12 protein-coding genes are annotated in these 11,464 nt (G+C 62.9%); 1 reads left to right on the top strand and 11 read right to left on the bottom strand.

The genetic code is table 11. The features are described 5' to 3' along the window. Positions 1-1,452, bottom strand: a 1,452-nt coding sequence (locus tag I5L79_RS22255; RefSeq protein WP_196957301.1) for a sensor histidine kinase, incomplete at its 3' end; no start/stop codon positions are given. A 162-nt stretch (positions 1,453-1,614) separates the two neighbouring features. On the opposite strand from I5L79_RS22255, the gene I5L79_RS22250 reads away from it, so the two are divergent. Then, a complete protein-coding gene (locus I5L79_RS22250) occupies positions 1,615-1,932 on the top strand; it encodes a thioredoxin (protein ID WP_196957300.1) in 318 nt (105 codons plus the stop codon). A gap of 88 nt (positions 1,933-2,020) precedes the next feature. Here the strand turns inward: I5L79_RS22250 and I5L79_RS22245 are convergent, their stop codons facing one another. The 10 genes from I5L79_RS22245 to ccoG all read right to left on the bottom strand — a co-directional run bounded on the left by I5L79_RS22245 (position 2,021) and on the right by ccoG (position 11,337). Beyond that, a complete protein-coding gene (locus I5L79_RS22245) occupies positions 2,021-2,440 on the bottom strand; it encodes a hypothetical protein (protein ID WP_196957299.1) in 420 nt (139 codons plus the stop codon). Next, positions 2,383-2,646, bottom strand: a complete 264-nt coding sequence (locus I5L79_RS22240; protein WP_196957298.1) for an ABC transporter permease — start codon at positions 2,644-2,646, stop codon at positions 2,383-2,385. Before I5L79_RS22240 ends, I5L79_RS22245 begins: the two co-directional genes overlap by 58 nt. A 172-nt stretch (positions 2,647-2,818) precedes the next feature. Beyond that, positions 2,819-3,643 carry a universal stress protein gene (locus tag I5L79_RS22235; protein WP_196957297.1) on the bottom strand — a complete coding sequence of 275 codons (825 nt, stop codon included), beginning with the start codon at positions 3,641-3,643 and terminating at the stop codon, positions 2,819-2,821. 238 nt (positions 3,644-3,881) lie between these two features. Then, entirely contained in the window at positions 3,882-4,073 is a 192-nt protein-coding gene (locus I5L79_RS22230; RefSeq protein ID WP_196957296.1) for a hypothetical protein, read from the bottom strand. 176 nt (positions 4,074-4,249) lie between these two features. After that, complete coding sequence (locus tag I5L79_RS22225; protein ID WP_196957295.1) at positions 4,250-5,800, bottom strand: L,D-transpeptidase scaffold domain-containing protein; 1,551 nt, start codon at positions 5,798-5,800, stop codon at positions 4,250-4,252. Positions 5,801-6,699: 899 nt separating this feature from the next. Continuing rightward, the gene (gene hemF, locus I5L79_RS22220; protein WP_196957294.1) at positions 6,700-7,629 is read right to left on the bottom strand and encodes an oxygen-dependent coproporphyrinogen oxidase; all 930 of its coding nucleotides are present in this window, start codon (positions 7,627-7,629) and stop codon (positions 6,700-6,702) included. 36 nt (positions 7,630-7,665) lie between these two features. Then, the gene (locus I5L79_RS22215) at positions 7,666-8,586 is read right to left on the bottom strand and encodes a universal stress protein (RefSeq protein ID WP_196957293.1); all 921 of its coding nucleotides are present in this window, start codon (positions 8,584-8,586) and stop codon (positions 7,666-7,668) included. A 54-nt stretch (positions 8,587-8,640) separates the two neighbouring features. Further along, complete coding sequence (locus I5L79_RS22210; protein ID WP_196957292.1) at positions 8,641-9,363, bottom strand: sulfite exporter TauE/SafE family protein; 723 nt, start codon at positions 9,361-9,363, stop codon at positions 8,641-8,643. Between the two features lie 74 nt (positions 9,364-9,437). Then, a complete protein-coding gene (locus I5L79_RS22205; RefSeq protein WP_196957291.1) occupies positions 9,438-9,908 on the bottom strand; it encodes a FixH family protein in 471 nt (156 codons plus the stop codon). Positions 9,909-9,927: 19 nt separating this feature from the next. Then, a complete protein-coding gene (gene ccoG / locus I5L79_RS22200) occupies positions 9,928-11,337 on the bottom strand; it encodes a cytochrome c oxidase accessory protein CcoG (protein ID WP_196957290.1) in 1,410 nt (469 codons plus the stop codon). Positions 11,338-11,464 lie beyond the last annotated feature (127 nt).

The raw sequence follows: 11,464 nt of genomic DNA, 5'->3' as shown, positions 1-11,464 counted from the left end.
CCGGAAAAACCGCTCGAACAAATGGGCCTGGTCTTCCTCCGAAATGCCCACGCCCTGGTCCTGCACGGTGAGCGTGAACTGGCCCGCGCCACAGGCCGCCCCCACGCGCACCACCGAGTTTTCGCCCGAGTACTTGAGGGCATTGGACAGCAGGTTGAGCAGGATTTTGCGCAGCAGCGAGGCATCCAGCCGGATGAGGTGAGTGCATTCGGCCTGGCACTCGATGCGCTGGCCGGCTTTGAGCAGCCCCTGCACGTCGCTCACCGTTTCGCCCAGTAGCTTCTCCAGGTTCAGAGCCGCTGCTGTGGCTTCCACGCGGCCTTCCTCGATGCGGCCCACCGAAAGAAATTCTTCCAGCGTGTCGTTCATGTGCTTGACGGCGGAGCGGATGCGGTCCACGTGCTTGAGCTGCTTTTCCTGCTGGGGCCCCTGGGCATATTCGGCTATCAGCTCGGCCGAGGAGAGCACGCCGGTCAGGGGCGTGCGAAACTCATGCGAGGCCATGCTCACGAAGCGCGACTTCATCTCGCCCAACTCCTGCTCGGCGGCCAGAGCCTGGGCCAACTCCTTGCCGCGCTTTTCGAGCTGCTCCAGGGTAAGCAGCAGGGCGTGGGTACGGTCGGCCACTTTCTGCTCCAGGTCGGCGTTGAGGCGCGCCACCCGCTGGTGCTGGGCCACCAGCTCCAGCTCGGCGTCTTTTTTGGCCGTGATGTCAAGGATATAGGCCACCACGTACAGCTCCTCATCGAGGTGGAAGTAGCTTAAACTCACTTCCACCGGAAATTCGGTGCCGTCCTGGCGCAGGCCGCGCAGCACCCGGTGCGTGCCCATGTCACGCACCTGCGGGTGGGCATTGAACGACTCGCGCAGCTGTTGGTGGTGCCGGCCGGCGGCCTGGGGGACCAGCACCTCGATGCGCTGGGCCAGCAGCTCGGCTGTGACGTAGCCAAACTGCCGGCCGGCCAACTCATTCGCCGAAACGATGTCGCCCGCCTTATCGCAGACGATGATGCCGATGGTGGCGTTGGCAAACACGGCCTCGAAGCGCCGTACACTGTGCGCCAACTCGCGCTCAGCCTGCTGCAGGCGGCTTTGCTCACTGATGTGAATCAGGAAAAACTGCTGGCTTTCTTCTTCAAAGTACGTTAGCTCCAGGTAGGCGCTGAATGCCTCGCCCGTGTGGCGCCGGATTTCGGCCTCTACGGCCTGGTGGCCTTCCCGCCGGGCCTGCTCGCATAGCGTAGCCCACTGCGCGCCGGTCCACGGCGGGGAGCGCAGCGAGTGGTCGGGGTCGGCCAGAAACACCTCTTCCGAGGGGTAGCCCAGCAACCGTACCCCCGCCGGATTTACCTGGGTAAACCAGCCCATGCCCGGGTCATAGATTCCGAAGAAGTCTTTGGCCTGGGTGTAAAGCAGCTGCGTGAAGGCACCGGAGGAAGCGTTTGGAAACATGGGAAGGGTGGCCCGAAGCAGCGGAGAAAACTAACCGGGTTTCGGTTGGGGTTGCCGGAAAGGACCTGAACCTGACAATTGTCAAAGGGCCCACTGATGAGCATCATACGGGCTGTTGCACTCATTCGGTAATTTTACAGCTACTTGTTTGTCCCGGGCCCGATGACCGATACTCCCACCATACCTCTTGTGCCTGCTGAAGCCGCTATGCTGCTGGTGCTGCTGCCCCCGGTGGGCACCGGCGCGCCTGGCCGGCCGGCTATCCTGGCAGCGCTGAAAAAGTTGCAGCGGCTGTTGGGTACGGCCATCCGGGTGCTCACTGTGGATGGGGCCACGCACCCCAGCGTGGTGCGTAGCTTTCATGCCACCGACCTGCCGTGCTACGTGCTGATGCAGCAGGGCGTGGAGCTGCTGCGCGCGTGTGGCCTGCCCGAAGGGGAAGCCACCGTGGCCCTGCTGCTGAGCAAGCTGAAGTCCTAGAAGTTAGAGCCAAGAGCTTAGAAGTTAGAGCTTAGAGTTGTTCTGGTAGAAGAGCTTTCAACGTCTAACGTCTAAGCTCTAGCCTGCATTAGTCTTGCTCTTCCAGGGCCATGGCCTGCTTTTTTGCCCGGCGCCGGAAGTAGCCGCGCTGCAGGGCCTCCATGCTCTGATCTAGCTTTTGGGTGCCCTGCGCTACATTCTGCATACTCTGCCGCAGCTGCCCGCTCATGGCGGTATCGGAAGGCAGCGTGTGCAGCGGACCTCCACCGGCCTGAACCTGCCGCTTCAGGCCCGCAGGTGTGGCGGCCAGGGTGTCGGAGGTGCCGGCCAGGTTTCCAGCCGCCCGGCTCAGCTGGCCGGCAAAGGCTTTATCCGTCAGCAAATAGCCGATGGGGCCGCGGCCCTGCCGCACGCTTTGGGTCAGGGCCTGCACGTCGTGCGAGGCAGCACTCAGCTGGGCGGTGGCCGCCCCCACGTTGCGCAGGCTCTGGCGCAGGCTGGAAGCCAAAGTCTCATCGTTGAGCAGCGCCCACAGCCAATGAGGCCGATGGCAAAGCCGAAGAAAAAGGTTTTGATTACCGACGGCAGCACCTCGCCGAAGGTGAGGCGCCCCAGGATGTTGTTGGCAAACAGCGCCACCGTGGTCACGCCCCGCAGGTTGATGCCCAGGTAAGCAGCCGTCAGCCCCAGCGCTTCGGAAAGCAGGGCCAGCACCGGCACCAGGTCGGCCCCGGTGTCACGGCCGTGAGCAAGCCCTCAGCTTACCGGGCCGCGTGCCCGGCCGTTTCTGATTGATTGATCAGCACGACAATTGATGGTTTCATAGCGAGAGGAAAAAACGTGTAGTCAGGACCGGCTGCCCCGAATCAAGGGCCTGGCTGCCGGCTTAGTCTTCGGCGGGCAGCAGCAGGACGGGAATGGCGCTTTCCTGAATGAGCTGGGCCGTGATGCTGCGGTGAAACAGGCTGCCCAGCAAGGAGTGACGCCGCGCCACCACCACCAGCATGTCGGCTTCCTGCCGGGCGGCTTCCTCCAGCACGCCGCCCACCACCGTCGAGCTGTATACTACATGCAATCGGCTTTCGGCAAAGTGGCTTACCAGGTCGTTGGCACACACGGTTTCCAGCACGACACCTTCCTTCGGCCGCACCTGCTCCTCGGTCACGTGCACCACGTCCAGGGTGGCCTGGGTAGCGTGCAGCAGGCGGCTGAGGACCTCCTGGTGGTCTTCGTCGGCCAAGGAGAACGGCTCCCCATCCACGGCCAGCAGCAGGCGACGGGGCGGACAGGCATCCCAGCCTACCGTGGGCACTATCAGCAGAGGGTGGGGCGCGTGGCGCAGCAAATCCATCACCACGCTGGCAAAAAGCTCGGACGATTCCATGGAGTCGCTGTGTCGCCCCAGCACCATAAACAGGGGGTGGTGGCGGCGGATGGCCTCGGTCAGCGCTTCTGGCAGAAGGCCTTCGGCCACATCCACTTGCGTGCGTATGGTTTGTTCGGCGGCTAGTTTGAGCAGGGCCTGGTCGGTCTTTTGTTCGCCGCGCGGGGTGTGCCGGCCGCCGTAACCTTCGGGCACAGGCCTACCATCGTAGCGCACGTGCAGCAGCACCAGTTGCGCGCCAAGCGGCACTGCCAGGCTGGCTGCGTACGAGAGGGCCCGGTTGGTAACGGCAAAAAAGTCGGTCAGAACAACAAGGGAAGGAGTCATGGCAGCCGGGAAAAAAAGATGAAGGGAAAAGCCTTCGCGCAGGAGAAGCTGCGCGCTTTAAGGCCGGAAATACAGGAGAGCAGGATGGTGTGGAGCCCCCGTTGCGGGCTGGGAAAGCTCAGGCCCGGCTGCTTCCCAGGCCATGGTGGTATCTGCCTCCTGAACCCAGTGCCGGGTAGCAGCGCTGACCAGCGGGTCGGAGCCGGCGTGACGTGCCCGCTCACGGCGCCTGCCCACGCTATGCGAGGCTTCCATGAGCGGGGGCAGCGAGCGGCTGGCTATGAGCTGACGCAGCAGGCTGCGCCGGCAAGTGGTTGTTTACCCCGCGGGCCCCGGCTTCGTGAGCCGCGTGGGCGCCGGGCAGTTCCCCGGTCCAGGCAGGAAGGGCAGAGAACGAGGCGACCAGCGGAATTGCGAGGAGCGGGTTCATGGCGTTGGGGTTGAATGGAAAGGAGACTGGCACAAAAGTCCACTCCTTCCATGCCCTTAGCCATGACGATAACAGCCCTCTTGCCTGACTTTTGTCAAGTAAGCTCCTCTGGTTGAGCTACACTGCTCATGCTGGCTGCGGGCAGTACGCCGCCCGGGTATTAAATGGCCGGCAAGTTACTTCGCTACAAACTCTGCCGTGTCGAGGGTGCTGGTGGCATCCCGTGCCAGCGCTTTGCCGGCCCGTACCGGAAGCTTGGGGCCAAACAGGCCGCGGCGCAGCACTTCGTCGCGCCCGTAGATGTCGGGCAGAAAACGCAGGCGGCCGTTTTCGGCGGTGCAGGTGGCATAGCGCACAAACAAGGCCATGGGCCGGCGCAGGCGGATGTCGCGGGAGACGGGCGAGCGGGCGCACTCATCTTCGGTAGGCAGCCGGGCCAGGTTGCCCTCGCGGCCGAGCAGATACGCGGCCAGCTGCATGGGGTGCTCCAGCCGGATGCACCCGTGGCTGAGGGCGCGGGTGGGCCGGTCGAAAAGCTGGCGCAGGGGCGTGTCGTGTACGTAAACCGAGTAGGGATTCGTAAACCGGAAGACGATGTTGCCCAGCGCGTTGTCGCACCCCGCCGACTGCCGAACCGTGTAGGGGAAGTGCTGCGCCGTGACCTTCGTCCAGTCGATGCGGGCGGGATCCAGCTGCCGGCCCCGGTCGTTATAGACAGCCAGGTTGTTGCGCTCCAGGTAGCCCGCGTCCTGCTTGATGCGGGGGAGCATCTCCTGCGTGGCAATGGAGTGCGGCACGTGCCAGCCCGGCGCCAGGGTAAAGTAGCGGATGGAGCTGGTGAGCGTTGGCGTTGTGGTACCCGGCTTGCCGACAATTACCCGGTGTCGGCGCTCCACCACGCCCGCAGCCACTACCTGCAGCTCATAGGCGGGCACGTTAATGAGCACGTAGTCGGAGTCCGGGGCAAAGGCCTCCCAGCGCCAGCGCTCCAGGTTAACCGCCACCTGCTGGTAGCGGGCCGGGTACTTCGCCAGCGAATCCTGCGCCGAGGGCGTAGCCAGCCACCGGGCCAGGGCCTGCTGCAGGAGCCGGTACTCACGGTTCTGGGGCTGGCCGGCCACCATTGCGGCCGGTACGGCAGAGCGCCGCAAGCCGTCGCGTAACATGACCACCGGCTGTCCGGCAGGTCCGGCGGCTTTTTCAGCGGGGGAAATGGTATAAGGGTGTAGCCGGCCGCGGCGCAGGTCGCGCATAAAGCGCAGCACTCCGTCGCTCAGGTACACCTCCAGCTGCGCCTGCTGCGCGGCGCGCTGGGGAAGCTGGCCTGGGCTGGCCAGAGAGTCCCAAAGGGCCTGCAGCCGGGGCACACCGTAATCATTAGGGCGCAGGCCATACTCCGTTGCACGGGCCAATACATTGATAGCCGCGGCTGCGCTGGCGCCGAGCGGTTCCTGCGTACTTGTCCAGACCGGCGCAAAATCAGGTGCATACAGTTGCCGGACTTCCTTACCGGCTAGCAGGCGGAGAGAGGCCGCACGGCTGGTGCTGGCCGCGCTGGTGTCGAGCAAGGCCCGGATAAGCGGGGCTATGGATTCAACTTGCCTGCTGGTTTCGGGCGTCAGGGTGGTAGTGGAGGCTATGCCTGGCCGCTCAGCCGTAGCGCCGCACCATTGCACGGCCAGCGCAATGCCGAGGCAGCAGGATAGGGAGCGAAGAGCAGCCAGCATAAGCAAAAGATAAAATGGAGAGCAGGAAGTGAAATTAAGCGGCCGCGCTGGCGCGCTACTGCCACTTGCGAGCTTACCGGGAGCAGTTGCCGAAACTCAAGGAGCATTGCTTGCAAGGCGGCCTGGTCGAATAACCGGCCGCGCAGTACAACGGCCCGCCCCTGTTGACGGTAGCTGATATTCTCCAGCGGGTTGGCATCAAGCAGCAGGGAGAAAAGCCAGTCTATAGTTGCAAGAGTACGGCAGCGGCGAAGGGCACCCTATGACAATACTCAGGCTTCTGCCTGATTTTTAGCGGAAGACACTTTTTCCAGGACCTTTTGGGATGCGCCGCGCACGGTCCATAACCCGCGGCCTGGCTTAAAGCAAGGTATGAACAGGGAGCTGGTCATAGGCCGGATCAGGGTAGGCGCGACGATGAATGCTGTATAAAGAGCTGTTTTTAAACTGGATGTCGTATCACTTGGTCAGCCCGTTCACATTATGATGATGTTTGTCAAGCCCATGAAGGTGGAGTTGTCTGGCTAAGCCGGAAACAATTGAGACGTGGTTTGCAGTTGCGTTTCGGAGTCTGGTAAACAAGTGCGCAATGCCGTCGATTAATTCGGCCTTGAAACAGGCGGTCCGGTGCTGACTGCCCTGGTCGGCGTGCACCTGGTACGCTAGGTACGACCGGAGCGCAATTGGCGGTGCGTGGGACTAAGAGCGAGGCTGCTGGTCCCGCAGTCCATGCGCGTTCAACCCGTAGCGGATGAGCCCACGGCCTTCGTACCCCTTTTAATGGGCGGCGACCAGCTGTTTTGCTGCCATAACAGAAGAATCCTCCTTTTTATATCAGTATCAAGCCTACACCACCGCGTTAGCTATACTGAAAGCTTGTTTTGCCGAGCCTAGCCCGCTTAAATCCAGTTCACGCCTTTGCGCAGCCACTGCTGGGTAACTTCCTCTGGAGAGTCGGGCTCGATGGGGAAGTTGTAGTGCCACTCGGCCTGGGGTGGCAGACTCATCAGGATGCTCTCGGTGCGGCCCCCGGTTTCCAGCCCGAACTTGGTGCCCCGGTCAATGGCTAGGTTGAACTCGGCGTAGCGGCCCCGGCGCACCAGCTGCCACTGCTTCTGCCGCTCGGTGTGGGGCAGGCTGGCGTTCTGGCGCATGATGGTACCATAAGTGCGGCCGTAGACCTCGCCCACATCCTGCACGAAGGCGAACAGCTCCTCAAACGAGCCGTCCTTACCCACGGTGAGCCGGTCGAAGAAGATGCCGCCGATGCCGCGGGTTTCCTGGCGGTGGGGCAGAAAGAAGTACTCATCGGCCCACTGCTTGAAGCGGGGATAATAGGCAGGGGTGTGCTGGTCACACATTTCCTTAATCTGCCGGTGAAACCAGCGGGCCTGGGCTTCATCCACGTAGATAGGCGTCAGATCCAGCCCGCCGCCAAACCAGGCTTCCCCGTTGCCGGCCTCGAAGTAGCGCACGTTCATGTGGGAAATCGGCACCAGTGGGCTGCCCGGGTGCTGCACCACCGACACACCCGTGGCAAAGTAGTTGGGGTCGGGCATAAGCAGGGCGCGGGCTGCCGCCTCGCTCATCTGCCCCCACACGGCTGAGAAGGCAACTCCGCCTTTTTCTAGCACCGCCCCGTTCTGCAGCACGCGGGTGGCCCCACCGCCGCCGCCAATGTGCTGCCAGGCGTCTTCCTGAAAGCGTATTCCGCTGCCATCGGCAGCTTCGAGGCGGTGGCAGAGCCAGTCCTGAAACTGGCGCATCCAGTTTTCAACCAAAATGCGGGGCGGAGCAACAGCGAGGGCAGCGGTAGTCATGGTAAGCATGAAGGTAAAAGCTGTGTAGGGTATCCGGGCCGGAAATCAGGCCCAATGGACGGCATAATAGTCGGGTAACAGCGCTTTGGTGTGCTCTTGCTCCAGCCGTTCGGCACACCGGGCGCAGCAGGCTACCTGGGGCTGGCGCTCCACGGCCCGTAGTACCAGTACCGGAATCTGGGTGTGGTAGGCACGGGTGGTGGTGTAGCACGAGTCGAAGTAGCGTAACAGCTCCGTCTCGCTGTTGGGGGCAATAATGAGCAGTTGGGCCTGCTGCCGGGCACAGAACTCGCCGACGCCTTCCAGCGGGGCATCATCTTCCACCAAGTGGGGAGTAGTAGTGAGCCAGGTGAGCTGAGCCCCGACCTTGCCGAGGGCCTGCTTGAGTTGGCGCCGCCGGGGCCGCTCGGCCGGCGAATAAAACTGCACCAGATCCAACGGGGCCGGGAAAGCACCTTCCAGCGCTGACAAGCGGGGCAGGATGTCGGTATTTAAGGCGGTGAAATCAGCGGCGAAAACCACCCGCGCAGGCAGAGCGCGGCGCCCTGGCGGCACTACCAGCACCGGGCACGTGACTAGCCGGGTGATGGAGGCGGCGTGGTTGCCGGGCGCGGCCTGCTTACCGCAGTCGATGTGCTCGAGGCCCATCACCACCAGGTCGGCGGCGCAGCGGGCTGCTTCGGCCTGCACATAGTCGTGGAGGCAGCCGCTCAGAATCCGGTAGCGGTACTGAATGCGGCGGCCATCCTGGCGGGTAAGCTGCTGATAGCGCAGGCGCTCCACCAGGCCGCGCAGCCGCTGTTCCTGTACGTCAAGCGCCTTCTCCGCTGCCGCCATACCATCCGATTCGGGGTGGCAATAAAGCAGCACCACTTCGGCAGGCCAGCGCACGGCCAGCTTGTTGGCGTAAGCCAGCGTGGGTTCAGCCGCAGCAGTATGGTCGATGGGGACGAGAATGGTTTTCATAAGGAGAAACGTAACGAAAGGAAAGCAGGGAGGAAAAAAAGGAAGCAGCAGACCCTACCGGCAGTAGTGCACCGACTGCGGCTGACGAGCCTGGATTTTCTCCGGCGCGCTTAGCTGTGGGCTCAGATACGGAATGCCCAGCCCCAGCCCGCGCATGATAAAAAGCACGGCCAGCCCCGAAGCTGCGTAGGGTACCGCCTGCCGCATGCGGGTGCGCCACAGCAGCGGCACCAGCCGCCCGGAGAGAGAAAGACCCAGCATCAGTGGGAGCGTACCCAAGCCAAAGCTGGCCATGTAAGCCGCTGCGCCCGGTATGCCCGGCGCGCTCAGGGACCCGGCCAACGCCAGGTATACCAGGCCGCAGGGCAGCAGCCCGTTGAGGATGCCCGTGAGGTACAAGGCCCGCCACGAAGGCTGCTGAAAAAGCCCGGCCAGCGTGTTCTTGACCCAGGCCAGGGGGCGGCGCAAACCCAGGCCGGCGGCCAGCCGGTCGGCGTAGCGCGGGGGCAGCCCCACCAGCAGCAGAATTAGCAGGCCCGAGGCAATGGAGAGGCTTTGCTGCAGCCCGGCCAGGCGCAGGCTCTGGCCCAGCAGGCCGGCGGCCGCGCCCAGGGTAGCGTAGGTTGTGATGCGGCCCAGGTTATACAGCAGCCGCCCGCCCACGTAGCACGCCGAGGCAGCCTGCGTGCGGCCGGGCAGCGCCAAGGCAATGGTCCCGCACATGCCCACGCAGTGGAAGCTGCCCAATAACCCAAAAACAAACCCGGCCCAAAGCATTGGCAGTAGAGAAATGGCGTAGCTGATTTGGCCGGCAAGTACGGCCGCCCGGACCGGGGCTCACATGATGAAAGTCAGTCAGTCAGGGTGATATTTCTTTCCAAGAAGTAGGCCTGCCCGCCCGCGGTAAAATCGAGGCGCACGCGCCAGTAGCCGGCTTTCATCTGGCCGGTATTGATCTGCTGCACACCACCGGCGGGCTGCAAAGGCAGGGAGAAATCCAGCTTCTGGTCGGAGGGCCGGAAGAAGTGCACTTGGCCCTGCACGGTCTGTGTGGTCAGTTCGGCGGGCAGCTGCAGGGTCAGGCGGTGAGCGGCAGCATTATGCTCCAGCTTTACCGGCGCGGGCAGGGCGGCCGTACGGGCTACGGTTTCCATCTGTTGCTGGTAGCGCAGCTCCTGTTGGTAGTAGTCGGGGCTGACCAGGTCGACGCTGGTGCGCATGGCCTGCTGCACCATGTAGCCGATGTAGCCGGCAAACAGCACGAAGGTCATCACAATGGCGTAGGGCCAGATAGTGCGGGTTTTGGGGGAGGGCGTTGCCATAGGAATAGTGCCTGAAATGTTACTGTACCGGCCCGAGAAACTTGGTGCTGGTTTCGGCAATCAGCTCGTTGCCCGAATACAGGCCGATGCGGATTTTCTGGTTGGTGCGCAGCAGGGCCCGGCGGGGCAGCTCGGCAAAGAATACACCTTCGGTCATGCCCTGGGCAGGTAGTTTCAGGCTGGCCGTGCCTACCAGGGAAATGGTGCCCTGAACGGGCTCCAGCACCCGTAGCGTGAGCGGGTAAGGCCGGTTGGTTTTGTTGATAACCGAGATGTTGTAGAGGTTGGTGATGGTGCCGTGGTCGGTTTTCTGAAACAGCTGCCCCGGCGTGCGCAGCACCGTGGCCGCCACGTTGGCGCGGGATACCAGCAGCCCCGTCATCACCACGAGCAATACGCCCAGTACCCCCGACAGCACCTTCATGCGGCCCGTAAACCGCGGGCGGGTGCCCTGGATAATGTCATTTTCGGAGGCGTGCCGGATCAGGCCTTCGGGCAGGTTCACGAGGTTCATTATCGAGTTGCAGGCGTCGATGCAGGCCGTGCAGTTGGTGCATTCCATCTGTTGGGCTCCGTTGCGGATGTCGATGCCGGTGGGGCACACCTGCACGCACTGGTGGCAGTCGATACAGTCGCCGGCGGTGCGCTCCTGGTTTTTGCGGAGCTTCTCCCGCGGCTCGCCCCGCTTGTAGTCGTAGGCTACCACGAGGCTGTTTTTGTCGAGCAATACGCCCTGCAGCCGCCCGTAGGGACAGGCAATGGTGCAGACCTGCTCCCGGAACCGGGCAAACACGGCGTAGAACAGGCCGGTAAACAACACCATCGAAGCCAGGCCGCCCAGGTGCCCGGCGGGCCGGTCCGTCACGATTTGCAGCAGGTCGTCGGTGCCGATGATATAGGCCAGGAAGGTATTGGCAATCAGGAAGGACAGGATCAGAAACAGCGCGTGCTTGGTGGCTTTGCGCCAGGTTTTGTTCCAGTCCCAGTCGGCGCGGTCAAGGGCCTTCTGCTGGGGCGCGTCGCCTTCCAGCCAGTACTCGATGCGCCGGAATACCATTTCCAGGAAGATGGTCTGGGGACATACCCAGCCGCAGAACACCCGCCCGTACACCACCGTGAAGATGATGATGAACAGCACGAAGGTGAGGCTGCCCAGCAGCAGGATAAAGAAATCCTGGGGCCAGAAAATCTGCCCCAGAATGATAAAGCGCCGGGCCGGCAGGTTCAGCATCAGCAGCGGCAGGCCGTGGATGCGCAGCCAGGGGCCGGCAAACAGCAGTGCCAGCAGCCCGTAGCTAAGCCATTTGCGGTAGTGGTAGAGCCGGCCGCCGGGCTTCTTGGGGTACAGCCACACCCGCTTGCCGGCCGCGTCCACCGTGGCAATGGTGTCGCGGAAAGACGCGGCGGGCTGGGGTTGGGTAGTAGCCATGAGGCGGAATCTTTGAATCGTTGTTTAACCTGTCATCCTGAGCAGAGCGAAGGCCCTGCCTCCATGTTGTGGCAGGCTCTGTACACTCTGACAAACCTTTTAGTAAGTCAGTGGTAAAAGAGCTTTG

This window comes from Hymenobacter guriensis, from assembly GCF_015773195.1.
Taxonomy (GTDB): Bacteria; Bacteroidota; Bacteroidia; order Cytophagales; family Hymenobacteraceae; genus Hymenobacter; species Hymenobacter guriensis.
This window is presented reverse-complemented; position numbering and strand designations above follow the sequence as displayed.

Coding starts and splice junctions, on each gene's coding strand:
- I5L79_RS22235 (WP_196957297.1), bottom strand. CDS start 3,643: ATGACTCCTTCCCTTGTTGTTCTGACCGACTTTTTTGCCGTTACCAAC.
- hemF (WP_196957294.1), bottom strand. CDS start 7,629: ATGCTTACCATGACTACCGCTGCCCTCGCTGTTGCTCCGCCCCGCATT.
- I5L79_RS22205 (WP_196957291.1), bottom strand. CDS start 9,908: ATGGCAACGCCCTCCCCCAAAACCCGCACTATCTGGCCCTACGCCATT.
- ccoG (WP_196957290.1), bottom strand. CDS start 11,337: ATGGCTACTACCCAACCCCAGCCCGCCGCGTCTTTCCGCGACACCATT.
- I5L79_RS22215 (WP_196957293.1), bottom strand. CDS start 8,586: ATGAAAACCATTCTCGTCCCCATCGACCATACTGCTGCGGCTGAACCC.
- I5L79_RS22210 (WP_196957292.1), bottom strand. CDS start 9,363: ATGCTTTGGGCCGGGTTTGTTTTTGGGTTATTGGGCAGCTTCCACTGC.
- I5L79_RS22250 (WP_196957300.1), top strand. CDS start 1,615: ATGACCGATACTCCCACCATACCTCTTGTGCCTGCTGAAGCCGCTATG.
- I5L79_RS22225 (WP_196957295.1), bottom strand. CDS start 5,800: ATGCTGGCTGCTCTTCGCTCCCTATCCTGCTGCCTCGGCATTGCGCTG.
- I5L79_RS22230 (WP_196957296.1), bottom strand. CDS start 4,073: ATGAACCCGCTCCTCGCAATTCCGCTGGTCGCCTCGTTCTCTGCCCTT.